The sequence below is a fragment of the Brevibacillus migulae genome (genome assembly GCF_004521915.1).
In the GTDB taxonomy this organism is placed as follows: Bacteria; Bacillota; Bacilli; order Brevibacillales; family Brevibacillaceae; genus Brevibacillus_F; species Brevibacillus_F migulae.
The window spans coordinates 1-23,430 of sequence record NZ_SDKD01000034.1 but is presented as its reverse complement, the minus strand read 5'-3'; the positions used below and the strand labels follow the sequence as shown (position 1 = coordinate 23,430).

General features: G+C 52.5%; 24 protein-coding genes. 20 read left to right on the top strand and 4 right to left on the bottom strand.

Features of this window, described 5'->3' with window-relative positions; translation table 11 throughout:
• Positions 1 to 37: 37 nt before the first annotated feature.
• Positions 38 to 1,435, top strand: a complete 1,398-nt coding sequence (gene dacB / locus EIZ37_RS23905; RefSeq protein WP_134687277.1) for a D-alanyl-D-alanine carboxypeptidase/D-alanyl-D-alanine endopeptidase — start codon at positions 38 to 40, stop codon at positions 1,433 to 1,435.
• A 267-nt stretch (positions 1,436 to 1,702) separates the two neighbouring features.
• On the opposite strand, the gene EIZ37_RS23900 is transcribed toward dacB, so the two are convergent.
• Together EIZ37_RS23900 and EIZ37_RS23895 are read right to left on the bottom strand one after the other, a co-directional pair.
• Entirely contained in the window at positions 1,703 to 3,214 is a 1,512-nt protein-coding gene (locus tag EIZ37_RS23900) for an acetyl-CoA hydrolase/transferase family protein (protein ID WP_134687276.1), read from the bottom strand.
• A gap of 125 nt (positions 3,215 to 3,339) precedes the next feature.
• Positions 3,340 to 4,029: a LytTR family DNA-binding domain-containing protein gene (locus EIZ37_RS23895; protein ID WP_134687275.1), complete on the bottom strand. Its 690-nt coding sequence runs from the start codon at positions 4,027 to 4,029 to the stop codon at positions 3,340 to 3,342.
• Positions 4,030 to 4,312: 283 nt separating this feature from the next.
• Here EIZ37_RS23895 and EIZ37_RS23890 point away from each other — a divergent pair, with 283 nt between their 5' ends.
• From EIZ37_RS23890 to cyoD, 18 genes are all read left to right on the top strand, one after another.
• Positions 4,313 to 4,765, top strand: a complete 453-nt coding sequence (locus EIZ37_RS23890; protein ID WP_134687274.1) for a CoxG family protein — start codon at positions 4,313 to 4,315, stop codon at positions 4,763 to 4,765.
• Between the two features lie 25 nt (positions 4,766 to 4,790).
• On the top strand, positions 4,791 to 5,312 hold the full coding sequence (locus tag EIZ37_RS23885; protein WP_134687273.1) for a (2Fe-2S)-binding protein: 522 nt from the start codon (positions 4,791 to 4,793) through the stop codon (positions 5,310 to 5,312).
• A gap of 2 nt (positions 5,313 to 5,314) precedes the next feature.
• On the top strand, positions 5,315 to 7,663 hold the full coding sequence (locus tag EIZ37_RS23880) for a xanthine dehydrogenase family protein molybdopterin-binding subunit (protein ID WP_134687272.1): 2,349 nt from the start codon (positions 5,315 to 5,317) through the stop codon (positions 7,661 to 7,663).
• Positions 7,660 to 8,517, top strand: coding sequence for an FAD binding domain-containing protein (locus EIZ37_RS23875; protein ID WP_134687271.1), 858 nt, complete (start codon positions 7,660 to 7,662; stop codon positions 8,515 to 8,517). The genes EIZ37_RS23880 and EIZ37_RS23875 overlap by 4 nt, the downstream gene beginning before the upstream one ends.
• 205 nt (positions 8,518 to 8,722) lie before the next feature.
• Positions 8,723 to 9,889, top strand: coding sequence for an XdhC family protein (locus EIZ37_RS23870; RefSeq protein ID WP_134687270.1), 1,167 nt, complete (start codon positions 8,723 to 8,725; stop codon positions 9,887 to 9,889).
• Positions 9,890 to 9,911: 22 nt separating this feature from the next.
• Complete coding sequence (locus EIZ37_RS23865) at positions 9,912 to 10,838, top strand: 5-oxoprolinase subunit B family protein (protein WP_328591380.1); 927 nt, start codon at positions 9,912 to 9,914, stop codon at positions 10,836 to 10,838.
• Positions 10,831 to 11,799, top strand: a complete 969-nt coding sequence (locus EIZ37_RS23860) for a 5-oxoprolinase subunit C family protein (RefSeq protein WP_134687269.1) — start codon at positions 10,831 to 10,833, stop codon at positions 11,797 to 11,799. Before EIZ37_RS23865 ends, EIZ37_RS23860 begins: the two co-directional genes overlap by 8 nt.
• 20 nt (positions 11,800 to 11,819) lie before the next feature.
• Positions 11,820 to 12,062 carry an acetyl-CoA carboxylase gene (locus EIZ37_RS23855; RefSeq protein WP_134687268.1) on the top strand — a complete coding sequence of 81 codons (243 nt, stop codon included), beginning with the start codon at positions 11,820 to 11,822 and terminating at the stop codon, positions 12,060 to 12,062.
• Positions 12,063 to 12,075: 13 nt separating this feature from the next.
• Complete coding sequence (locus EIZ37_RS23850; RefSeq protein ID WP_134687267.1) at positions 12,076 to 12,846, top strand: LamB/YcsF family protein; 771 nt, start codon at positions 12,076 to 12,078, stop codon at positions 12,844 to 12,846.
• Positions 12,847 to 13,016: 170 nt separating this feature from the next.
• Positions 13,017 to 14,414: a sigma-54 interaction domain-containing protein gene (locus EIZ37_RS23845; RefSeq protein ID WP_134687266.1), complete on the top strand. Its 1,398-nt coding sequence runs from the start codon at positions 13,017 to 13,019 to the stop codon at positions 14,412 to 14,414.
• 152 nt (positions 14,415 to 14,566) lie between these two features.
• A complete protein-coding gene (locus EIZ37_RS23840) occupies positions 14,567 to 15,616 on the top strand; it encodes a TIR domain-containing protein (RefSeq protein ID WP_134687265.1) in 1,050 nt (349 codons plus the stop codon).
• Positions 15,582 to 15,875: a hypothetical protein gene (locus EIZ37_RS23835; RefSeq protein ID WP_134687264.1), complete on the top strand. Its 294-nt coding sequence runs from the start codon at positions 15,582 to 15,584 to the stop codon at positions 15,873 to 15,875. Before EIZ37_RS23840 ends, EIZ37_RS23835 begins: the two co-directional genes overlap by 35 nt.
• 136 nt (positions 15,876 to 16,011) lie before the next feature.
• Positions 16,012 to 17,472: an HD-GYP domain-containing protein gene (locus EIZ37_RS23830; protein WP_134687263.1), complete on the top strand. Its 1,461-nt coding sequence runs from the start codon at positions 16,012 to 16,014 to the stop codon at positions 17,470 to 17,472.
• Positions 17,473 to 17,665: 193 nt separating this feature from the next.
• Positions 17,666 to 17,878: a hypothetical protein gene (locus tag EIZ37_RS23825; RefSeq protein ID WP_134687262.1), complete on the top strand. Its 213-nt coding sequence runs from the start codon at positions 17,666 to 17,668 to the stop codon at positions 17,876 to 17,878.
• A 307-nt stretch (positions 17,879 to 18,185) separates the two neighbouring features.
• A complete protein-coding gene (locus EIZ37_RS23820; protein ID WP_134687261.1) occupies positions 18,186 to 19,139 on the top strand; it encodes a ubiquinol oxidase subunit II in 954 nt (317 codons plus the stop codon).
• 21 nt (positions 19,140 to 19,160) lie between these two features.
• Positions 19,161 to 21,131 (top strand): cbb3-type cytochrome c oxidase subunit I, encoded by a 1,971-nt coding sequence (locus EIZ37_RS23815; RefSeq protein WP_134687260.1) that lies wholly within the window; start codon positions 19,161 to 19,163, stop codon positions 21,129 to 21,131.
• Entirely contained in the window at positions 21,131 to 21,751 is a 621-nt protein-coding gene (gene cyoC, locus EIZ37_RS23810) for a cytochrome o ubiquinol oxidase subunit III (protein ID WP_134687259.1), read from the top strand. The genes EIZ37_RS23815 and cyoC overlap by 1 nt, the downstream gene beginning before the upstream one ends.
• Before the next feature lies 1 nt (position 21,752).
• The gene (gene cyoD, locus EIZ37_RS23805) at positions 21,753 to 22,067 is read left to right on the top strand and encodes a cytochrome o ubiquinol oxidase subunit IV (RefSeq protein WP_134687258.1); all 315 of its coding nucleotides are present in this window, start codon (positions 21,753 to 21,755) and stop codon (positions 22,065 to 22,067) included.
• Positions 22,068 to 22,715: 648 nt separating this feature from the next.
• Here cyoD and EIZ37_RS26185 read toward each other — a convergent pair.
• Positions 22,716 to 22,862 (bottom strand): hypothetical protein, encoded by a 147-nt coding sequence (locus tag EIZ37_RS26185; protein WP_167569109.1) that lies wholly within the window; start codon positions 22,860 to 22,862, stop codon positions 22,716 to 22,718.
• Between the two features lie 52 nt (positions 22,863 to 22,914).
• Positions 22,915 to 23,073, bottom strand: a complete 159-nt coding sequence (locus EIZ37_RS26180) for a hypothetical protein (protein ID WP_167569108.1) — start codon at positions 23,071 to 23,073, stop codon at positions 22,915 to 22,917.
• A 130-nt stretch (positions 23,074 to 23,203) separates the two neighbouring features.
• Here EIZ37_RS26180 and EIZ37_RS26175 point away from each other — a divergent pair, with 130 nt between their 5' ends.
• Positions 23,204 to 23,374: a hypothetical protein gene (locus tag EIZ37_RS26175; protein WP_167569107.1), complete on the top strand. Its 171-nt coding sequence runs from the start codon at positions 23,204 to 23,206 to the stop codon at positions 23,372 to 23,374.
• Positions 23,375 to 23,430: the final 56 nt, after the last annotated feature.

Sequence of the window (23,430 nt, the reverse complement as noted above, 5' to 3'; positions counted from 1 at the left end):
AACTGAAAACCATTTCCCGCGAAGAGGTGAACCCTGGATGCCTGACCAATCTGTTGAACAAATCGATTCGCTCATCACCAGGCTCGAACGAAAAGGCGCTACCATCGGAGTGCTGGTCAAATCGCTTGACCGTGCTGCGGATCAGTCCATTCTATACGCGCATGATGCAGACAGATTGTTTACACCTGCTTCCAATACGAAAATCGTGACGTCGATCAGCGCACTGCTTCAGCTTGGCCCGGATTTCCGCTTTCACACCGAGCTTTCCTATCAGGGGGTGCTGCAATCGGATGGCGTGCTGCAAGGCGATTTGTACCTAAAAGGATACGGAGACCCATCGATTCATTCCGGGCCTCCGCTGCAGGTCCATGAGGGTGTATCGATAGGGGAGATCGTAGAGTCGCTCCTGCAGAAAAACATCAGGCATATTCAGGGAAATCTTGTTGTGGACGAGACCTGCTTTGACGACCAACGGCTGGGAGAAGGATGGGCCTCGGAATATGAATCGGAGTATTACAGCGCACAGACCGCTGCATTGTCCCTGAATCGCGGCGTGGTGCAGGTGGAGTGTCGGGCGGGTACTGCTGTGGGCGACGAGATCGAAGTGACCGTGACGCCTTCCACTTCCTATGTGAAGCTGGTGCTGCAGGCCAAGACAGTAGCGGCAGGGGAGCCCAATACGCTGCAAATCAAACGAGAGCGTGCCAAAAATGTCATTCGCATCACAGGAAACCTGCCAATGTCAGAAGCGGCAGCCGAATGCATCACTGTCGAGGAGCCGGCAATCTATGCGGGCCATGTCCTGAAAGAAAGGCTGGAGGAAGCGGGCATTTCTTTTTTGCCGGAAAGTCGAGTACGCACAGGCAGAGCGTCTGCGGAAAATACGCACCTGGCTTCGTTCTCTTCTGCCCCTTTGCATACACTGGTAACCCATCTCAATAAAGTCAGCGACAATCACTATGCGGAAATGCTCTTGAAGACAATCGGAGCGGTCAAAAAAGGAGAAGGCAGTGCGGCAGCAGGATTGCAGGTGGTCCGGGAGACGGTGACGGAGTTGGGTATGGCCGGGCCGTTTGAACAGCGGGATGGGTCGGGCTTGAGCGTATACAATCTGTTTTCTCCCCGGCAAATGGTCACTGTGCTCGAAGGGATGAGGAGCAAAAAGGAGTTCGAACCGTTTCTGCACTCGCTTCCGGTCGCTGGAGTAGATGGCACCCTAGCCTCCCGCATGAAGGAAGAAAGCCCGGCATTTCAGCGGGTGCAAGCCAAAACCGGCACGCTGAATGCAGTCAGCGGCTTATCCGGATACTTGGCTACCTTGGCGGGAGAAACGCTGATTTTTTCCATCATGTGCAACGGCTATGCGGGAGACACGGATGATCTGAAAGCTGTGGAGGATCAGATCTGCAGTGCGCTGGTTGAATACAGCATTTGAAGCAATAGAAAAAGCAGAAACGACAGGGGCCTTCCGCATGATGGGGCGGGCTCCTTTTCATTTTCCCAAGCAAAAGACTTCGGCCAAATGCCGACGTGGAAAAATCTGGATGGCAAGCGCTGGGCACCTTCCGCATGGGGACGGAACCCGATACGACTAATCCTCCTCAACCGGATCGGGATGACGAGCAGTGGGCTCACGAAAAAACAGCCCGGAGTGAAAAAGATACTCCGGGCAATCGAATGCTAGATGGAAGTTTTAGAAAAGCTACACACGCACAGTTTCAAGCATCGTTCCATGCTGCAAATAATTCGTATGGAACGAAAACGCTTTTTGCAGGTCGTGCGGAGTTTGTCCGCCATTTTTACAGGCCGCTTCATAATAATCCAGCAGCTGCTGACGGTAGGACGGATGCGCACAGCGTTCAATGATCAACGGCGCACGCTCTTTGGGAGCCAGTCCGCGCAAGTCCACGTAGCCTTGTTCGGTCACGATGACATCGACGTCATGCTCGGTATGGTCAACGTGCGAGACAAAAGGCACGATGCTGGAAATATGGCCGTTTTTGGCAATCGATTTCGTCACGAAGATCGCGATGCGTGAATTGCGGGCGAAATCGCCGGAGCCGCCGATCCCGTTCATCATGTGGGTGCCGGTCACATGGGTGGAGTTGATATTGCCGTAAATATCGACCTCGAGAGCCGTATTGATGGAAATCAGACCCATGCGGCGAATCAGCTCGGGATGATTGGAAATCTCTTGCGGACGCAGCACGATACGATCGCGGTACTTTTCAAACTGTGAAAAGACCGCTTCCATTTTGTCGGCTGACAGCGTAATCGAACAGCCGGAAGCAAAGCGCACCTTGCCGGCATCCAGCAGATCAAAGACGGCATCCTGCAGCACTTCGGAATAGACCTCCAGATCGTGAAACTCAGAGTCCAACAATCCGTGCAGCACCGCATTGGCGACGGAGCCAATCCCGGATTGCAGGGGAGCCAAGCTGTGCGTGAGTCTGCCGGCGCTGATTTCATTACGCAAAAACGAGATCAGGTGATTTGCCATGATCGCTGTTTCTTCATCGGGCTGGACGATGGTCGAAGGGGAATCGGTCGAGTCGGTGATCACGATCCCTTTGATTTTGTCAGGGTGGACGCGAATCCCGAGGTCACCGATGCGGTCATCCACGCTGGTAAGCGGGATCGGGCCGCGGCTTCCCTGCGGGCCTGCTTCATAGATGTCATGGGTGCCTTCCAGCGCCAGCGGCTGGGACAGATTCAATTCCACGATGACGGCGTTCGCCTTTTCCACAAAGATGGCCGAATTACCCACGGAGGTCGTCGGAATGATCATCCCGTCTTCGGTGACTGAAACCGCTTCCACGATCGCGTAATCAATAGGTCCAAGAATATCAGCGCGAATCGCTTCAGCCGTATGGGACAGGTGCTGGTCGACAAACAGCATCTCGCCCTGATTGATCTTTTTGCGCATGGTGGCATCCGCTTGAAAAGGAAGACGCTTATGAATCATTCCGACTTCCGCCATGACTTTATCAATATCGGAGCCGAGTGACGCTCCCGTATATACATTCACTTTGAAGGGCTTATCCTCGGCGCGGGCAGCCAATGCCATCGGTACCGCTTTGGCATCTCCGGCGCGTGTAAATCCGCTTAAGCCCAATGTCATGCCATCTGTAATCCAAGCGGCTGCTTCTTCCGCAGACACGATTTTATGTTGTAAGCGATGATCGCGAAGGCGTTCTGATAGATGCTGAGACATGAACATCCCCTCTTCATTCCTTTTTTCATTATTCTAGCAATGATGAAGAGAGGGCTCATTTGGTTTTGCATGAAAAGCCTTAAAAAAGGAATGTTCCAGCGAAAACTCGACATGAAGCAGCGAATTCAAAAAAGCAGTGCCCGGCGAAACAGGCTGGCATAGCTTTGGCTCACCGGAATTTTGGTCTGATCCTTCATGATCAAGAGAAAGGTGGAATGGGAGTCAGGCTGAATTTCCCGGATATAGTTCACATTGACGATATAAGACCGGTGAACACGGATAAATTGCTCAGGCGGCAGTAGAAATTCCAGCTCGCTCAGATTGCACTTGTGCAAGCCCGTGGCCTTTTCCGATTTGACGAAGGTTTTTCGCTGCTGGGATTCCAGATACACAATATGCTCAAAGCGTACGGGAGCCCAGCGATCCTCCGTTTTCACGGTCAAAAAGGAAAGCTGTGCAGGCTTCGAAGGCAGGATCACGGTGATGCAGCCCGTAGCTTGTCCTTGTTCAAACACAGGCACGGACATGCCGTAGTAAGGAACCCCGAAAACATGGGGGCCAATCGCATCGGCAATTTTCTTCTGGGCTGTCAACGCCTGGTAGGTCAGACTGCCTTCGATAATCTGATCCCCTGGCTGAATCGGCAATTGGACAAACTTGCTGGGTTGGTAATACGTATATTGGTTCACATCTGAAACGGCTATCGAAGCTTGCACCGGATAAAGCTCCTGAAAGAGCTGCAGCAGAGAAGGAATCGGCAAGGAATTCAAGGGAGTGCACCTCGCTGTGAAGTAGGATGTTTCCTCATCATTCATTATAGCAACCTCGTGCAGACATATCGCAAGGAATTTGCGGGAAGCATCTGCCGGCAGGAGATCAGGGGTGGCCTATCGCGGCCGTCCTTTTTCTTTTCCCCCTGTTTCAAAACTGAAAGGGTTCTTTCAAAATTGCAACGGCGTGCATGCTCGTTTTCTTGCTAGATAAACAAAAAAGACAAGAAAGGCATGGCACAAGAATTGCTTCTTACAAGCATAACAATTAGTAAACGTTGCGCAAAGGTTCGCCGCATCGTCACCTCAACACAAAGGAGAGAGTCACGTGCAAATTGAGTACGCCCATGTATTCGACATCCCGCTGGAGGCCGTCTGGAAGCTGATCCAGGATGAGGAGGTGCTGAAGAAGTCGATTCCCGGCTGCAAATCGTTTGTTCGCACGCAGGAGGATGTATACCACGTCGAGATGGGATTGAGCGTCGGGCCGATAAAAGGATTATTTACCGGTCAGGTGCAGATGGACAGTCAGGAAGAGCCGTCCTACTACCGCCTGTTGATGAAAGGCAAGGGAATGCCGGGTGAAATCGACGCTACCGCCCATATGCATCTGAAAGAGGAGGAGCGAGGGGTAGTGGTCAGCTGCCGTACGGAGGTGGTCGTAACAGGAGTGATGGCTTCCGTCGGGCAGCGCGTCATGGGCGGGGTCGCCAAATTGGTTCTCGGGCAGTTTTTCAAGTCAGCAGAAGCAGAAATGAAGCAAATCGCAGACGAAAGCTAAACGTTCGATTCGTGGAGGTGTGAGGATGGCGAAAAAGGTGGAAGTTTCGGTAACCGTAAACGGCAAAGCTTACAGCGCAGAAGTGGAGCCGCGCATGCTGCTTGTTCACTTTTTGCGTGAAACGCTCAATCTGACCGGGACCCATATCGGCTGTGACACCAGTCAGTGCGGGGCCTGTACAGTCATGGTGAATGGGGAGGCCGTCAAATCATGCACGATGCTGGCGGTGCAGGCAGCGGGCTGTCAGGTGACCACGGTCGAGGGACTCGGCGAGGTCGGCAATCTGCACCCGATCCAGCAAAGCTTTTGGGAAAAGCATGGATTGCAATGCGGCTTTTGCACGCCTGGCGTCATGATCGCCTCGATCGGATTGCTGCAGCAAAATCCGAATCCAAGCGAGGAAGAAATCCGCGATGCGCTGGAAGGAGTGATTTGCCGCTGTACGGGTTACCAATTCATCGTCGAGGCGGTGAAGCATGCGGCCCAGCTCATGGCTGTGGATGAGACGGAAACAGGCAATGCGCTGCAAATCGGGGAGGGACGGTAACGATGGCAGGGATGATTGGCAGTCCTGTAAAGCGCAAGGAAGATCCGCGGCTCATCACCGGCAACGGCTATTTTACCGATGACATCAAGCTGCCGGGGATGCTGTACGGCACGTTTTTACGCAGCCCGCATGCCCATGCCGTGATCAAGCGGATCGATGCGAGCAAAGCCAGAGCTTTTCCCGGAGTCGCGGCTGTTTTCACGGCAGCCGAGCTGGCGGATAAGATGAAAGCCGTTCCCGCCATGTGGTTTTTGCCCGGTTGTGAGTTGAAGCCAAAGGATCGCCCGGCATTGGCGGCAGACAAAGTGCGTTATGTCGGTGAGACGATCGCGTTTGTCGTGGCAAAGGACCGGTATGTCGCCAAGGATGCGCTTGACTTGATCGAGGTGGACTATGAGGTTCTTTCCGCAGCCGTCCAGCAGGAGCAGGCCATGCAAGAGGGCGCTCCGCAGCTGTTTGACGATGTCCCGGGCAACCTCGCGCTCCTGTGGAAGGCGGGAGAGATCCCGGATGAAGTCTTTGAGCAGGCAGAGGTCGTGATCAAAGAACGTTTCTATAACCAGCGGGTCGTGCCGAATCCGATGGAAACGCGCGCCGCAGTAGCGCAGTACAATCCGGGCGGCGGAGAAATGACCATCTGGTGCACCTCGCAAAATCCGCATATTCATCGGATGATCTATGCCGATGTGCTAGGTATCCCCGAATCGAAGCTGCGCATCATCGCACCCGATGTGGGCGGAGGCTTCGGCTCCAAGATCGCGACGTATTCCGAGGAAGCGGTGGTCGCCTGCGCTGCCCGCGAATTGAAATGTCCGGTGAAATGGGTGGAGGAGCGCAAGGAGCATTTTCAGGCGACGACTCATGGACGCGATGAAGTGATCGAGGTTGAGTTGGCAGGAAAAACTGACGGGACGCTGACTGCGCTCCGCGTGAAAAATACCGCCAATTTGGGGGCCTATCTGTCCACTTTCGGCGCCGGCTGTCCGACGATCGATTTTGGCTTGATGGTCACGGGTGCTTACAAGATTCCGCAGGCGGCCGTTGTCACTTATGGCGTGTATACGAATACGACACCGACGGATGCCTATCGCGGGGCGGGCAAGCCGGAAGCGACCTATCAGATCGAGCGGGCCATCGACCTGTTCGCAGACAAGATCGGGATGGATCCGGTAGAGGTGCGGCGGATCAACTTTGTGCCAAAAGAAGCTTTCCCCTACGGAAACGCGATGGGGGTCACCTACGACAGCGGCGATTACCATCTGACGCTAGACAAGGCTTTGGAAATGTTGGATTACCAAGCGCTGCGGGAAGAGCAGGAAGAATTGCGTGCCCAGGGCAGGCTGGTGGGTATCGGCTTTTCGACGTATGTGGAGCTGTGCGGCTTTGGCCCGTCAGCGGTAGCGGGCGCGATCGGTTTCCAGGGGGGAGTCTGGGAAAACAGTACCGTGCGAGTCCATCCGAGCGGAAAAGTAACGGTCTTTACAGGCACTTCTCCGCACGGCCAAGGGACGGCAACCTCTTTTTCACAGGTCGTCGCTGAAAAGCTGGGCATTCCGATCGAAGACATCGAGCTGGTACACAGCGATACCCAAAGCGTGTCGATGGGCTGGGGAACCTATGGCTCACGTGCTACTGCCGTGGGCGGAGCAGCCGTCTCCATCGCTGCGGATCGCGTGGTGGAAAAGGCGAAGAAAATCGCTGCGCATGAGCTGGAGACCACGGTGGAAGAGATCGACTTTACAGCAGGCATCTTTCGGGTCAAAGGAGACCCGGACAGACAGCGGACGTTCCAGGAAATCGCCAAGTCAGCCAACTTTGCCTGGAATCTGCCGCCGGGTGTGGAGCCGTCGCTGGAAGGGCAATCGTTCTTTGACCCAGCGAACTTTGTGTATCCGTTTGGCACCCATATTTGCGTAGTGGAAGTAGATGCCCAGACCGGAGAAGTCTTCCTGATGCGGTATATCGCGGTCGATGATGTGGGACGGGTGATCAATCCGCTCTTGGCGGAAGGGCAGGTGCATGGCGGCATCGCCCAAGGCGTCGGTCAAGCGCTGTGGGAGGGAGCGGTCTATGACGAAAACGGCCAGCTGCTCTCGGGGACTTTCATGGACTATACCATGCCAAAAGCCCGATTCTTCCCCATGATCGAATCGGCCTTTACCGAAACGCTGTCGCCTGTAAACCCATTGGGGGCAAAGGGCGTAGGGGAAACCGGAACTACCGCAGCGCCTCCAGCCGTCGTCAATGCGGTCATGGACGCGTTGAAGCCGTTTGGTGTGAAAAATCTGGATATGCCGCTCACTCCGCAAAAGGTGTGGCGCGCCATTCAAAACGGGAGGGAGAAGCAATGATCCCGAATCAGTTTTCGTATGTACGGGCAGAGTCGATTGACGAGGCGATCCGTCTGCTGCACGAGAGCAACGGAGAAGGGAAGCTGCTTGCAGGAGGACACAGCTTGATCCCGTTGATGAAGTTTCGGTTGACTACCCCCAGCACGTTGATCGATATCGGCCATCTTTCCGAGCTGCGCGGTGTGCGCAAGGCAGAAAACCGCCTGGTCATCGGGGCGTTGACCACCCATCGTGAGGTACACAGCCATCCGCTGGTGCAGGAGCATCTCCCTGTGCTGGCCAAGGCGGCGGGGCAAATCGGGGACTTGCAGGTCCGCAATCGCGGAACGATCGGAGGCAATCTGGCCCACGCGGATCCGGCCGCTGATCTGCCTGCTGTGGCGCTTGCCTTGGATGCGATGCTCGAGATACAGGGAGAGGACGGTGCGGAAATAGCGTCGGTAGATGGTTTCTTTTTGGGGCCATTGGTGACCGCTTTGCCGGATACAAGCATCCTGACCTCTGTTTCGTTTTTGATTCCACCTGCTCATGCGAAGAGCACCTATCTGAAATATGCGCACCCCGCTTCCGGCTATGCAGTGGTCGGGGTATGTGCGATCGCTGCGAAAGATCCGGACGGCGCGGTTGAATTCATCCGCATCGCCATCAATGGCGTCGCCGATGTTGCTTATCACTGTGTGGCGGTCGAGCAAAAGCTGCAGGGACAACTGCCGACGGAGGAAACCATCAGGGAAGCGGCACTCCTCGCAGCGGAAGACGGAGAGATTGGCAGCGATCATTTTGCCTCTGAGGAGTATCGCCGTCATTTGTGCAGTGTCTATACGGAGCGTGCCCTGCGAGACCTGCTGCTTTGACGATGCAAACGTCATTTTCAGCTGTATCAGAAAGGATAAACTTCATGACGAACCAACCTGATACAGCATGAAAAACTTCCTCTACAGAAGGACTCCACCTTCTTCGAAGGGGCTTCTCTTGAAGTTTTTTAAAAGGCCCATTCTGTGGAAGGGAGGATGGGCCTGTTCCTTCCTTTATATTCATCACAGTCGAGGCGGTGAAACGATGCAGGAGCTGCGTGAAATAGTGGAAGCAATCCAAGCAAGCCAAGCAGTCGGGAAAAGGTCCGCACTGGCGACCGTCGTCAGCGTGGTGGGCTCAGCTTATCGGCGCGAAGGAGCCAAGATGTGGATCGACGAGACGGGCTGTACGATCGGGACGATCTCCGGGGGATGTCTGGAAGCCGATGTCGCGGAAACAGCCTTGCAGGTGATGGAGACGGGAAAGCCCATGATCAAACCGTATGTGATGGATGAGGACCTGGTCTGGGGGCTTGGGCTGGGCTGTCCCGGAACGGTCGAAATCGCGATTGAGCCGATCCCGCTGCAACAAGAGGAAGATCCCGCTCTGTTTCAATGGCTCACGGCAATTGGCGAAGGACGTCCGGCGGTTCTCGCCACCTTGCTTGATGATCACATGAATAAGGAAATGTCCCCGCAGCGCAGGATGTTCATCCCGGAAAACGGTCTTCCTATCGGTAATGTCGGTGATCGAGCGTGGAATCGTTTCGCACTGGAACGGGGGCGTGAAATGTTTGCCCGGCAGCGAGCAAAAGCAGGCAACTATGCAGTGGAGCGACCTGACGGAAGCGCGGCTCGGCTGTTTCTGGATGTGTATATGCCGCCGATCGAACTGATGATCTTCGGTGCTGGGCACGATGCGCTGCCTTTGGCCAGAATGGGCAGCCAGCTCGGAATGTCCGTCACCGTCGTAGACCCTCGTCCCGCCTATAACACGGAGGAGCGCTTTCCAGGGGCAAACAGACTCCTGCTCGACCCTTGCCTCGCCGCTGATGAGATCCCGATCCATGCCCGGACCTATATCGTCATCATGAATCATCATCTGGAGCGCGATCGGGCTGCTCTCGCCCATGCGCTGTCATCATCCAGCAGCTACATCGGCATGCTGGGTCCGCGCAGACGGTGTGAACGGCTTTTGCGCTCCCTCGAGACAACGGGCCATGTCTGGGAAGCGGAACGGCTGGCCCATCTGCACAATCCGGTCGGGCTGGATATCGGGGCGGAGACGGCAGAGGAGATCGCTTTCAGCATCATTACAGAGGTGCTGGCCATCCGAAACGGCCACAAAGGCGGGCTTTTACGGGATACAGTCGCGATTCATCAGGCGGCGGCAGCGGCAACGCCTTTTCAGCTGCGCAGCCATGGACGATGAAACGGGGATGTGCTTTTGAACAGTGGAAACAGCGTTTTGCGATTTGACGGAGGTGAAGGTAGTGGGGCACTTGGAGACACGGTACGAATACGGCGGAGATGAGTTTATTTTTGTGCAGCTCTCGGAAGCCATGAGCCTTGAGGCCAATTTCAAAGGGATGGCGATCACACGTCAATTAAAGGGGAGAGAGCTGGAGGGGATTCTCGATATATGTCCTTCCAACGCTTCTTACATGGTGCGCTTTGACCCGGATGTTCTCTCTCCTGACTTGCTCATGAAAGAACTGCAGCAGATCGAGCATGCGGTGGAGGAGCTCGATGACATCGTGATTACCTCGCGTCTGGTGGATGTCCCGGTGTATTTTGAGGACCCGTGGACGCACGAAGCCTTGATGCGTTTTCGTGACCGGCATCAGGCGCCAGACTCCACGGATCTGGAGTATTCCGCCAAGATCAACGGCTATTCCAGCAAGGAAGCGTTTATCGAAGCGATGACGAGCGCTCCCTTTCTCGTTTCCATGATCGGCTTTGTGCCAGGCCTGCCCTGGTGCTTTCAGATGGTGCGACGCGAAAAGCAGATCGAAGTGCCGAAGTATGTCCGTCCACGCACCTATACACCGGAGCGGGCCTTTGGCTTTGGCGGCGCCTTCTCCGTCATTTATCCCGTGCAAGGGGCTGGCGGCTATCAGCTTTTCGGCATTGCGCCGGCGCCAATCTACCAAAAAGAGCAGACGCTTGCCGATTTCCAGGACTCCATCGTGTTTCCGAAGCAGGGCGACATCTTCCGCTATCGCAGCATCACACGGGATGAGTATGATCAAGTCCGGGCACAGGTAGAGGATGGCAGCTTTGTTTATCACAAGAAGGAAATCAGCTTTACGCCGAGCGAAGTGCTGGCGGATCCGGAAGCGTTTGCGGAAATGGCGCTGGGGAGGTTGTACCATGATTAGCGTGATCAAACCGGGATTGCAAACAACCGTGCAGGACAAAGGACGCATTGGTTTCTATGAAATCGGCATGCCGCCGTCAGGAGCGATGGACAAATATGCGTTTACCGTGGCCAATCTGCTCGTCGGCAACCATCCCAATGCGGCCGTGCTGGAAATCACATATCTCGGCCCTGTGCTGCAATTCGGCAAACGGATGCGGATCAGCCTGGCAGGAGGCCAGATCCCGCCGCGCATCAATGGCCAGCCCGTGCCGATGTGGACGACGCTGGAGGTACGGGAAGGCGATGAGCTGTCATTTGACTTTGTCCAGCTTGGCGCGCGGGTCTATCTGGCGGTGGAAGGCGGCATCGATGTACCGCTGGTGATGAATTCTCGCTCTACGTATACGCTGATCGGGATTGGCGGGTATGAGGGGAGGGCATTGGCAGCGGGTGACCGACTGCAACTGGCGGATATGCATGAGAAAGAGGTCGCGGTCGGCACACAAATCGATCCCCGGCTGATTCCCGCCTATTCCCGCTCGCACGAAATCCGCGTCGTCATGGGACTGTGCAGCTACCGCTTGACCGATGAGAGCAAACAGACCTTCCTGAATACGGAATGGACTGTCACCCCAGAGGCGAATCGGACGGGGTATCGGCACCGAGGGGAGCGCCTGCAGTTTGTGGAGCGCGAACAGCCTTTTGGAGCCGGAAGCAATCCTTCCAACGTGACCGACTTGGGCTATCCCATCGGCTCCATCCAGGTGCCAGACGGCGTGGAGCCAATCGTCCTGCTGCATGATGCGGTCACTGGCGGCGGCTATGCGACCATCGCGACGGTGATCAGCGCGGACCTCGACCGGATGGCGCAAATCAAAACCAATGAAAAGGTGCGTTTCGTCCCGGTGACGTTAGCGGATGCTCTGGAAGCGAGACGTGAAGTGCAAGCTCGGTTGAGCCAGGTTGCCAGTGCGATATAAAACGAGGGGAGGCCATCTATATGGGGGAGAAAAAAGCAATTTTGGCACCGCTGCCGGGGATCTTTTACCGCAGGCCGGGTCAGGATTTGCCGGAATATGTGCAAGAAGGGGATGTGGTCAAAGCGGGGGATACCATCGGACTGATCGAAGTCATGAAAAACTTTTATGAAGTCAAAGCAGAGGAAGACGGCATCGTTGCCGAGTTCGTCGTGGATAATGAAGGCATGGTGGATGCCGGACAAGAAATCGCGACCTTGAAATAACGGGGAGGGAGCCATGAAGGTAGACATCAATTGCGACATGGGGGAAAGCTTTGGTCTCTATCAACTTGGAAACGATGAGGAAATGATGCAGCTGATCTCCTCGGCCAACATCGCCTGCGGTTTTCATGCCGGGGACCCTCACGTGATGCGGCGTACGGTTGCGCTGGCGCGTGAATATGGCGTAGCGATTGGCGCCCATCCCGGATTTCCCGATATGCTTGGCTTTGGACGCAGGTATATGACCTGCACACCCGATGAGATCAAAGACTATATTCTCTATCAGACGGGGGCGCTTCGTGAGTTTGCTTCCCTCTATCAGATCAAGCTGCAGCACTGCAAACCGCATGGTGCCTTGTACATGATGGCCATGTCCGATGAGAAAATCGCACGGGCGATCTTGGAGGGATTAGCAGCCGTCTCGGAAAAAATGGTAGTCTTTGCGCTGAATGGTTCAGCCGTAGAGGCAATCGGCGAGCAGATGGGCATCCCGGTGGCAAGAGAGGTTTATGCCGACCGCGAGCATACTGCGGATGGTTCCATTGTGCTCACCCGTACCGGGCCGACGATCACGAATGTGCAAGCAATGGCGGAACGCGCCGTACGGATGGTCAAAGAGGGGCTGGTACGCACACCCGAAGGCGACGATGCGGCCGTTCAGGCAGACACCATCTGCATCCATGGCGATACTGCGGGAGCGGTCGAGCTGGCGAAAGCGATTCATGCAGCCTTTCAAACCGCGGGGATAACGGTCCAATCGCTCGCAAAAACGTGGAATGTTGGGTAAGCGAATAAGCATATAAGTATAAAAGAATGAAGAAGAACAAGCTGGCCAGGAGAAAGGGTCAGCTTTTCGCTTTGCCTGCACCAAAAAATCATCCTCGCAGGTGGACGGACAAATGGTAAACTATGAGTAATCTGAAAATTCAATCAAAACGATCGGTTGGGGGAATGCCTATGCTCTTGTGGAAAGACGTAATGCATACAATGCCCACCTATCTGCCAAAGGAAAGTTCGCTGCTTGCAGCTCTCCGGTCATTTACTGAACAGGAGAGCAGGCTGCTCTTTATCCAAGACTGTTCAAGCAAAATAGTCGGGTACCTCGATCAAGAAGCGCTGCTAAAGCAGATCCTGGCGGTACAAGACCTTCATCAGCCGATCAAGTGGAAGGAAGCTTTTTGCGTGGTGTCGGCCTTTGCCCCTCTATCGTATCCTCAGCCGTATGATGTCTTCCTCGCTCGGGCGGACGACGGCGGCATCGTTGGTTATGCCACTTCACAGGATATCCGCATCCGTCTGGAACAACAGCAACACAGCCGCTGCCCAACCATACAAGAAGATTTGCAGGAGATGCAGACGCTGCCTGATGAGCATGAGGGGCTATCATCGGATGGAACAGAGCTTCCGCATCAGCTGGTGTATCGTTCCGCCGTCATGCAGCAGCTGGTGGATGAGCTGAAGCATATTGCCAAGGTTGGTTCCACCGTACTGTTGATGGGAGAATCGGGCGTAGGCAAAGAAGTGTTCGCCAAAGCGCTGCATCATTTCAGTGACCGGCGAGAAGAACCGTTCATTCGGGTAAACTGCGGCGCGATCCCGGCCAATCTGTTGGAAAGCGAATTGTTCGGGTACGAAAAGGGCGCGTTCACAGGTGCCGATCAAAAGGGCAAACCGGGGCTTTTTGAGCTCGCCAATCGGGGAACCATTTTTCTGGATGAGATAGCCGATCTGCCATACAGTATGCAGGTCAAGCTGCTGCGTGTCTTACAAGAAAGAGAAATCATGCGCATTGGAGGAATCCGCACGATCCCGGTTGATATCCGTGTGGTCGCAGCGACAAATCAAGATATCCGCACGCTGGTACGAGCCCGGAAGTTTCGCGAGGATCTTTACTATCGCTTGCATGTGGTTCCGATCGAGATTCCGCCGCTGCGAAAACGGAAAGCGGACATCGTGCCATTGGCCATGCACTTTCTGCACCAATACAACCGTGCCTATCGGCTGGGGAAAAAGCTAAGCAGCGAAGCTTTTGACGTGCTCCAGCAATATGAATGGCCGGGAAATGTAAGAGAATTGCAGAATGTCATGGAGCGGAGCATCGTAACAGCCAGAGGAGAGCACATCACCGCCGATCAGCTGTGGGCCAATCTGTACGGCCACGCCTACCAGCATCAGGAAGCCGAGAAAAAAGCGATGGTCCAAGAGATTATTCCCCTGAAGGAAGCGGTAGAGCAAGTCGAGTCCCAGCTGATCTCGCTTGCGATGAAGAAATACGGAACGGCCGCGAAGGTGGCAAAAATCCTCGGCGTGAGCCCGGCTACGGTCAGCAGGCGGATGCAGAAGCATTTGCAATGAGCGGATCCCCACCGACGCTTGGAAGCCTGCCATCCTTTCCTTGCTGTTTTTTTGTTTTACTCACACGCATGAATGGCTGCCATCCATTTGGAATCATTAGAAATTTCCAGATTTTATAGTATAATGGAAATATCAAACTAGGGGGAAATTGGATGGTGACTACCCAAAAATCACGCGTGTTGCCCAGGGTTTTTATCGGATCCTCTGTAGAAGGAAGAGCCTACGCGAGGGCGCTGCAGCAGGAGCTCAAATACGATGCAGAAGTCACCATATGGAATCAAGGCGTATTCAAGATCAATCAGACGGCGCTGCAAAGCCTGTTGGCTCAATTGGATCACACGGATTTTGCCGTGTTTATTTTTACGCCGGATGATCAGCTGGCTTATCGCGGCCGCGACTTGCTGGCTGCACGGGATAATGTGATATTTGAGCTGGGCTTGTCTTTGGGCAAATTGGGGCCGAATCGCGCGTTTTTCCTGAAGCCGATGGATTTTCATGAATTACATATTCCAACGGATCTGCTGGGGATCACTCCCGGTGAATTCCAGAAAAGGACCGATGGAAACCTGCAAGCGGCGGTTGGTACCTTTGCGACAGAATTGATGGAAATCATGAGACGTGAGGGTCGCTTTGCGAAACATAGCAATGATATAATGATGAAAAACAATCGATTGACTTCTCAATCCAATTTTTTGTACGCTCTCATTAAAAATGCCAAGCATTTGGATGTGAAATTTAACCGGATCGTCGAATCGTTCTTGATGTCATGCCAGCTGCCGCCAGGATTCATCCCTTCTGCGGCAACCTGTTTCACCTCGATTGATGGGGAAGAACTCGTGCAGATCGGCTATGCTAGAGACGTGGATGAAGAAAATCGATTTAAGCTGGATCATAACGAACGATTTCCGGATCACAAAAGCTATGTGGTGGAATCGTTTCTCACGATGAAGAGCGTCATGGGATTGAAGGAGCAGGCATTTCTGGATGGAAAGTATGAGTATGTATTTTGCTTTCCCATTGCGCAAACCTATGTCTTTACGATTCATCTGCTTACCGAAAATGAAGTGCCTGCCGAAGCATACAGCAGCTTGCTCGTGGAAATTACCGAGATGAACAAGGCGATCATCAATACCTTCAACGTTTTCCTAGAAAGGAGTGTTGAAACCTATGAATCGAAACAGCAGCCCACTCATCAGTTCTAAAAAGAAAAGAAGGGTGCGTCTCGCCAGCGCTTTGCGTGGGAGTCGTGCAGTCTTGGAAGCCGCAGACCGAATGGAAAGAAGCTCGAAGCGGAAAGATGCGATCCGCAGAGCCAATCTGGCGAGAGAAAAATATGCCGGTTCGCAAAAACTGATCGTGAATGAATATTATCCTGCCGGCCCCAGCATTGGGAAAGAGAGCAGGGGAGTAAGAATTGTGGCAACCAATGATATTCACTTTGAAGAACCCAAATTTGGCTAAGATAGGAGGGCGCTCCCGATCACAGGGGTGCCCTTGTTTTATGCACAAGATTGCTAGAAGAAATGCAATCTCTCTTCGATTCCTTTTATGATAGAATAGGAAAAAAGTAGAACATTGTCGAAGGAGAAAACCGAAGATGGGATTCCGTGGCTTGATTGGACCAGCACTTGCCATCATCATTCCATATTTGCTGTTCGAATATGTGAGATCGAATGCAACACTCGATATTTTGTACGAAGGACCTACAGGACATTTTTACATCGTGACAACAGTCGCTTTTTTTGCCACGTTGATTGCGGGAGCTGTCGGCATGGCGGGCAGTCGATCACGCAATATCCAAGTCAGTTTCCTCGCATTGGCGTTCCTCTCTTTAGCCGAGATTTTCGTCGTTCATGGATTGGCTACGCCGAATCTTATCCTTCATCAAAACCACCTCTCGGGGATGGCTTCCCAGCTAAGCATCTTCATGGCTACTCTCTGGTTATGGTTTTCTTCATTGCCTTCTGATCATAGACTTGTATCCTACTTCTCCAGGTGGCAACGATATATAGTGCCAGTCTGGGCGATTGGTCTTGGCGTGTTTGGAATCATCGGCATGATAAACCCGCATCTGGCTGATTTCGTTCCATTGAACCGTGGCCCGATGAAGGGAGCGATAACGGTCCTGATCATCTTCCTGAATGGCATTACGATATACCGTTTCTATCAATCCTATCGCTACTCTCGTTTTCCGTTGCAGAACGCGATTTTATACAGTGCAGCCTTTTTCATCGTAGCCCAATTGATTATCTATCAAGGAGAGGTATGGCGGATTAGCTGGTGGATGTACCACTTCATGCTGCTCTTGTCGATGCTGGCCATGCTGCGAGGTCTCATCCAACAGTATGTGGCAAGCAAATCGCTTACCTTTGCCTTGAAAGCGTTGTTTACAACGGACCCGATCGAGCGCATCAAAAGCAGTGTTTCCCCGAGTGTGAAAGCATTGATCCTGGCGACGGAGACCAAGGACCGGTACACGGCGGGCCATAATTTCCGAGTCACCATGTACGCTTTAAAATTGGCTGAAGAAATGGAGCTGCCTCCGGAACAGCTGCGGGCATTGGCGCAGGGAGCGATCGTTCATGATGTGGGCAAAATCTATATCAGCGACAACATATTGAATAAACCCGGACGGCTCTCGGAGGAAGAACGGCTGACGATTCAGATGCATCCGGTAAAAGGGTACGACATGTGCAGAAACATTGGATTTATGAAAGATGAACTGGATATTATCCGATCCCACCATGAAAAATGGGACGGTACGGGCTATCCGGATCAGCTGAAGGGGGAAGACATTCCGCTTTTGGCACGAATTGTGGCGGTGGCGGATGTGTATGATGCCGTTACTTCCAACCGATCGTACCGGGAAGCATGGACCCATGAGCGCGCCATGCAAATGCTGAACGAGCAAAAAGGCAGCCACTTTGACCCGAAATGCGTAGAGGCATGGGAGCGGATTTGTGAACGGGATCCTCAGGTATACCAGTATCCGGCAACCATGATCACCGAAGAAAAATCGTTCCCAGGACTCTATCCGGGCACTACCAAAATCTCCTGACAATATGGGGCAAAAGACCACGGGCAAAAAGCTTGTGGTCTTTTATTTTTTTGTTCAATCAAAAAAGTCAAGGGTTTTCCAAAATTAAAATCGACAACTTTCCAAAAATATTTTGACCAAAATATGAACAACAAGTGAATTTTGTGTTACAATAAGTTCACGATAGAAAGTTAAAAGACAGGGGTCATGCGTAATGAATAACGAGCAAAAAGCAGCTGACACATTGAAATGGTTCGCTTGGGCGGCCACCCTCATCGGTGTACTTTTGTTCGCAATTAACTTGAATGATTTCCGAGCAGAAAATTTCGGCTTGATGGCATCCATTGGATTTTTAATAGCAGGAATGAATATCTTCTTACTTAGCACCGTATTTCGACTGCTGCATATCAAAAAGCAGGAAGCGTAAATCGAATAAGTGTAACGAATGCCTTCTGGAGACAACCCATGTCTCATAGAAGGCTTTTTTGTTTTTCCTTACCAATCCTATTGGCTTATTGGCAAGCTTGGAACTCCGTAACAAAATTATGATCAACTAATGAACACCTCGTGAACACTTTGTAACAGAAAAACAACAGAATCTTGAACGTTGTGAAAAAAGGCACACAAAGTGGCTTGTTCTCTGCTATGTTAGTGACATAAATCACAAAGTGTTTGCGATTGGCGAACGTGACGGTTGGAAACGCATGTTGCTGACCGAAGGAGGGTATTAATCCATGAGAGCAAGAAAGCTACCAAACAAGGTCTTCTTCTGGATTCTGGGAATCGTCGCCAGCATTCTTTTATCAGGGTGCGGCAATGAATATCTTGTCTTGAACCCAAAAGGGCCCGTAGCAGAAACACAGTACAATCTCATCATTATCTCTGCGATCCTGTGCGGTATCGTGATTATCCCGGTCTTGGTGATCACTGCATTTATCGTCTATCGTTATCGGGATACCGCGGACAACAAGGCTCCCTACAAGCCGGAGTGGGCACACAATACGCTAATGGAGGTAGTGTGGTGGGGGATTCCGGTAATTATCATTGCGCTTCTTGGCTACTTTACCGTGCGGGATGTTTACGCACTGAAAGAGTCGCCTAATAAAGAAGTGAAGCCGATTACGATTCAGGTTACAGCGCTTGACTGGAAATGGATGTTCACGTATCCAGAGCAAGGCGTGGCAACCGTTAACCATTTGGAAATTCCGGTCGGTGTGCCGATTCATTTCAAAGTGTCTGCCGATGCGCCGATGAACTCTTTCTGGGTGCCGCAGCTTGCCGGACAGGTGTATGCGATGGCAGGGATGACCACCGATCTATGGATACAGGCAGATGAGCCGGGTGCTTATCATGGTAAAGGTGCTAACTTCTCGGGAGAAGGCTTCTCCCATATGCAGTTTACGGTGAATGCGAAGCCTCAGGCTGAATTTGAGGAGTGGGTGCAGCAGACGAAACAGTCGGCTGACGCCATGACCAAAGAAGATTATGAAAAACTTCGTGAACCAGGATTGACGGAAGAAATCACGTATTCGTCCTTCCCGAAAGGTTTGTTTGAGGAAATCGTGGCGAAATACAGCCATGGACATCCGATGGAAGGAATGGACCATTCTGGCCATGAATCTACGGATGCTGTACAGTCTGAGCACTCGTCACACCATCAAATGCCAAGCACGAGTCCGTCAAATTAACAGGAAGGGAGGAAAAAACAAATGTGGGAGAACATTAAGTCTTTTGCCTCAACATTCTTTGTCACCGGCGATCCGCTGATCTACGGTGCGGACGTATCCATCGTCCTTACCATGTTCGCCATTGTTTTTGTCCTTACGAAATATCAAAAATGGGGTTGGCTCTGGCGCGAATGGCTGACGACCGTTGACCATAAGAAAATCGGGATCATGTACTTGATCGCTTCGCTGTTGATGCTGTTCCGCGGTGGGGTAGACGCCCTGCTGATGCGTTTGCAGCTCGCGTTTCCGAATATCGAGTTTCTTCACTCGGATCACTATAATGCGATATTTACGACGCATGGAACGATTATGATTTTGTTTATGGCGATGCCAATGATGTTTGCCTTATTCAACATCGTGGTACCGCTGCAGCTCGGTGCGCGCGACGTCGCGTATCCATTCTTGAACGCCTTGAGCTTTTGGCTTTTCATGGCTGGTGCGATGCTGTTCAACATTTCATTCGTAATCGGGGGTTCGCCGGATACCGGTTGGCTTGCGTATCCACCATTATCGGGAATCGAGTTTAGCCCTGGACCCGGTCAGAACTTTTATATATGGGGGATCCAGATTTCGGGTATCGGTAGTTTGGCAACGGGGATTAACTTCCTCGTGACGATCCTGAAGATGCGTGCCCCTGGCATGAAGTTGATGAAAATGCCATTGTTTAGCTGGTCTGTTCTGTCCAGCTGTGTCATGATCATCTTTGCTTTCCCGATCTTGACTGTAACACTGGCGCTTCTGTTCATTGACCGTTTCCTTGGCGCCCACTTCTTCACGATGGCTGGCGGCGGGAATCCCATGATGTACCTCAACCTCATCTGGATGTGGGGACACCCGGAAGTATATATCGTCGTCGTGCCTGCTTTTGGTATCTTTTCAGAGATCGTGGCTACGTTCTCGAAGAAAGTCATTTTCGGTTACAAGTCCATGGTCATTGCCTTGATGACGATTGCCGTCGCTTCCTTCTTTACGTGGGCTCACCACTTCTTCACAATGGGGACAGACGCGAGCGTTATCGCCTTTTTCGCGATCTCCACGATGGTGATTGCGATTCCGACAGGGGTAAAAGTGTTCAACTGGCTGTTTACCATGTTCCGTGGACGCATCTCGTTCCAACAGCCGATGCTGTGGACGATCGCATTCATTCCTTGCTTCCTCGTAGGGGGAGCGACAGGGGTCATGCTGGCCGTGGCTCCTGCGGACTATCAATATCACAACAGCTACTTCCTGATTGCTCACTTCCATCAGGTGCTGATCGGTGGGGTCGTGTTCGGTTACCTCGCAGGGATCTACTACTGGTGGCCAAAAATGTTCGGCTTCAAGCTGGATGAGCGTCTGGGCAAATGGGGCTTTTGGCTGTGGAACATCGGCTTCTATGTATGCTTCATGCCGCAATATGCGCTTGGTTTCATGGGGATGACCCGTCGTTATTACACGTATGGTTGGGACATGGGTTGGGCTCCGTTGAACCTCGTCTCGACAGTCGGTGCTTTCCTGATGGGGGCGGGCTTTATCTTCCAAGTATGGCAAATCGCTTACAGCATCAAACATGGGGAGCGCGACAAGACTGGCGACCCATGGAACGGACGTACACTCGAGTGGTCGATTCCATCTCCTGCACCGATGTATAACTTTGCGATCGAGCCGCGGGTGAAAGAGGCGGACGATTGGTGGCGCATCAAGCAAGAAAAAGCAAATGGCACGTACCAGGAAGAAAAGATCGAGCTGGAACCGATTCACATGCCAAAGAACTCGGGTATTCCGATTATCATGTCCGGCTTCTGGTTCATCGCGGGCTTCGGTTTTACCTTTGAATGGGTATGGATGGCGGTCATCGGGTTGATCGGCGTCGCAGCTTGCATGTGGGCACGTTCCTTTGATTACGATACGGATTATTACATCCCCGTGGACGAAATAAAACGCACGGAGGCTTCATTAGGGAGGGGTGTCTAATGGCACAAGCGATGACACACCATGAACACGGTCACGCGCATGATCACGACCACGGGCATGAACATCATGAGCAGCTGAAAGTCCTTGGTTTCTGGATCTTTGTCGTAACAGACTGCGTGCTGTTCGGTACGTTGTTTGCCACTTACGCCGTGCTGATGCACAACTACGCAGGCGGCCCTACTGCAAAAGAATTGTTTGAACTGCCGGGCATTATCGCCTCCACCTTTATCCTGCTGACCAGCAGCTTCACGAGCGGTCTGGCGGTACTGGCGATGCACAAACGAAACGTAAAACAAATGATCGGCTGGCTGATCGTCACAGCGCTTCTCGGTCTAGCCTTCGTAGTGCTCGAAGTGAATGAATTTGCACACTTGGTGGGAGAGGGAGCGACGATTTCGACCTCCGCCTTCCTTTCTGCCTTCTATGTATTGGTTGGTACACACGGGTTGCACGTTACGCTTGGTTTGTTCTGGATGGTTGCACTCATGATCCAGTTGAAACGCCGCGGCATCACGCCTGTGACCAAGCGAAAAGTAACCAATCTCAGCCTGTACTGGCACTTCCTTGACGTCGTGTGGATCTTCCTGTTCACCGTCGTGTATTTGATGGGGGTGATGTAAGATGAGTCATCATGACAATCATGTACATTCTGAGAACCATGGTTCGTTGAAATCCTATGTGATCGGTTTTGTCCTGTCGATTGTATTGACCATTATTCCGCTGGTGCTCGTGATGAACAACGTCATGAGCGGCGGGCCGCTGGTGATCACCATCATGGTGATGGCGGTCCTGCAGCTGTTCGTCCAATTGTTCTTCTTCATGCACATTCGTGAAGGAGAAAAGCCACGGTATAACGTGCAGGCATTGATACTCGGAGCGGTGATCGTTTTCACGATCGTTGCTGGCTCCATGTGGATTATGACGTTCAATATCTAAGTACCATTAGTTGCTTCTGGAGCGACAATAGCGCGATTTCTCATTTTGAGAGATCGCGCTTTTTTATGTTATGGACATGAGGCTGCGGTGGGGGGAGAGCATGTTTCAAAACTCCGCTTCATTCTACGTCCTACTGGGAAGCGGAGACTGTCCGCTCCGCAGCGAATCGCGGGGGAGAAGCAAAAGTAGCATCCGCTGCGAAGAGTGGGCACGTTGCGCTCCTTTTTCCCGCGATTCGCTGCTCCGCTAAGATGGGCTTCGCAGGCGCTCCGTTTTGAAACATGCCTTCCGGCGCGGCAGTAGAGTAAAACGATAAAAACATGAAAGTAATAAAGAGAATTTGTTCATGCACGGATGATGAGAGTACAGGTACTTTTGGCTTTCGTCTTTTCAGATTTTGAACAATCGCCACGTGAGGAAGGGAAGGACGGGACGGGCGGAGTCTTTGTCACACCTGCCGAGGTGGAGCTTCCAAAAACGGTACACGTTTGTCGCGCAACCTCTACGTATGAGTACGCTTCCTCGAAACTTTTGCGTGACGTACCGTTTTTGGAAGCGGAACCGGACAGTATGTACTCCCTCGCGGGTGTGGCAAGAACGTAGCCCCGCCCGTTCTTCCCTTCCCCCACCACTATGGTTGGCACAAAATTATTGATCTGCTTGTGAAGGCGGTGATCCAAGGGATTGATCGCTTGCATCAAAAGGGTCAGATTCCTGATCAACAAAAGGAGTATCCTCGACCGCATGAAGCACTTGTTCGATCGACGCTTCGGATTCGGTTTTATGTTCAGGCACGTACAGCGGAACCTCCTCTCAGGGGCAAATTACTGGGACTGAATGCTGGCCGTCAACTATCGGGCGTGCGATCGACAAACACACGAGTAACCGGTGTATAATCGCCCTTCGCAACTTCCTGCTCGCTCGCTTTTTCCTCCAATTGATCATGCGTATTCATGCCGGGAGCCACACTGGGTTCATTCTGGTTGCTTTGCTTGCGATTTGCCATGATGGAGCACCCCTTTTTTCTTTTAGAGTGACTAGTTGCTGGCAGGTATATACATGAGGGGCGAGACCGCTGGGAAACAGAATGTTCGTTTTTTGCCAGAAATGGGCATACTGTGGAGGGAGGTGTAGTCATGGAGCAGATCTTCTCCGACTTCTACGTAGAACGTGACGAATACTTGGGGAAAGAGCTACAAAAGATTATGGATTATTATCGGGAAAGCTATCCGAAAAAGGATCTTTTCGTACAACAGGTGGTTAAAGTCGACGATACGTTATTCACCGCCATTATAAATGTGATGTGACGAAAGCTGCCGGTTATGAACTGCACCCCAATTGTTAGACACACCTAACAAGAGGA

What these genes read in the sequence shown, in the direction of transcription:
- EIZ37_RS23820 (WP_134687261.1), top strand. Translation starts at nt 18,186, where the DNA reads ATGAGAGCAAGAAAGCTACCAAACAAGGTCTTCTTCTGGATTCTGGGA.
- EIZ37_RS23880 (WP_134687272.1), top strand. Translation starts at nt 5,315, where the DNA reads ATGGCAGGGATGATTGGCAGTCCTGTAAAGCGCAAGGAAGATCCGCGG.
- EIZ37_RS23875 (WP_134687271.1), top strand. Translation starts at nt 7,660, where the DNA reads ATGATCCCGAATCAGTTTTCGTATGTACGGGCAGAGTCGATTGACGAG.
- EIZ37_RS23870 (WP_134687270.1), top strand. Translation starts at nt 8,723, where the DNA reads ATGCAGGAGCTGCGTGAAATAGTGGAAGCAATCCAAGCAAGCCAAGCA.
- EIZ37_RS23840 (WP_134687265.1), top strand. Translation starts at nt 14,567, where the DNA reads ATGGTGACTACCCAAAAATCACGCGTGTTGCCCAGGGTTTTTATCGGA.
- cyoC (WP_134687259.1), top strand. Translation starts at nt 21,131, where the DNA reads ATGGCACAAGCGATGACACACCATGAACACGGTCACGCGCATGATCAC.
- EIZ37_RS26175 (WP_167569107.1), top strand. Translation starts at nt 23,204, where the DNA reads ATGGAGCAGATCTTCTCCGACTTCTACGTAGAACGTGACGAATACTTG.
- EIZ37_RS23900 (WP_134687276.1), bottom strand. Translation starts at nt 3,214, where the DNA reads ATGTCTCAGCATCTATCAGAACGCCTTCGCGATCATCGCTTACAACAT.
- EIZ37_RS23830 (WP_134687263.1), top strand. Translation starts at nt 16,012, where the DNA reads ATGGGATTCCGTGGCTTGATTGGACCAGCACTTGCCATCATCATTCCA.
- cyoD (WP_134687258.1), top strand. Translation starts at nt 21,753, where the DNA reads ATGAGTCATCATGACAATCATGTACATTCTGAGAACCATGGTTCGTTG.
- EIZ37_RS26180 (WP_167569108.1), bottom strand. Translation starts at nt 23,073, where the DNA reads ATGGCAAATCGCAAGCAAAGCAACCAGAATGAACCCAGTGTGGCTCCC.
- EIZ37_RS23835 (WP_134687264.1), top strand. Translation starts at nt 15,582, where the DNA reads ATGAATCGAAACAGCAGCCCACTCATCAGTTCTAAAAAGAAAAGAAGG.
- dacB (WP_134687277.1), top strand. Translation starts at nt 38, where the DNA reads ATGCCTGACCAATCTGTTGAACAAATCGATTCGCTCATCACCAGGCTC.
- EIZ37_RS23855 (WP_134687268.1), top strand. Translation starts at nt 11,820, where the DNA reads ATGGGGGAGAAAAAAGCAATTTTGGCACCGCTGCCGGGGATCTTTTAC.
- EIZ37_RS23815 (WP_134687260.1), top strand. Translation starts at nt 19,161, where the DNA reads ATGTGGGAGAACATTAAGTCTTTTGCCTCAACATTCTTTGTCACCGGC.
- EIZ37_RS23845 (WP_134687266.1), top strand. Translation starts at nt 13,017, where the DNA reads ATGCTCTTGTGGAAAGACGTAATGCATACAATGCCCACCTATCTGCCA.
- EIZ37_RS23825 (WP_134687262.1), top strand. Translation starts at nt 17,666, where the DNA reads ATGAATAACGAGCAAAAAGCAGCTGACACATTGAAATGGTTCGCTTGG.
- EIZ37_RS23860 (WP_134687269.1), top strand. Translation starts at nt 10,831, where the DNA reads ATGATTAGCGTGATCAAACCGGGATTGCAAACAACCGTGCAGGACAAA.
- EIZ37_RS23895 (WP_134687275.1), bottom strand. Translation starts at nt 4,029, where the DNA reads ATGAATGATGAGGAAACATCCTACTTCACAGCGAGGTGCACTCCCTTG.
- EIZ37_RS23850 (WP_134687267.1), top strand. Translation starts at nt 12,076, where the DNA reads ATGAAGGTAGACATCAATTGCGACATGGGGGAAAGCTTTGGTCTCTAT.
- EIZ37_RS23885 (WP_134687273.1), top strand. Translation starts at nt 4,791, where the DNA reads ATGGCGAAAAAGGTGGAAGTTTCGGTAACCGTAAACGGCAAAGCTTAC.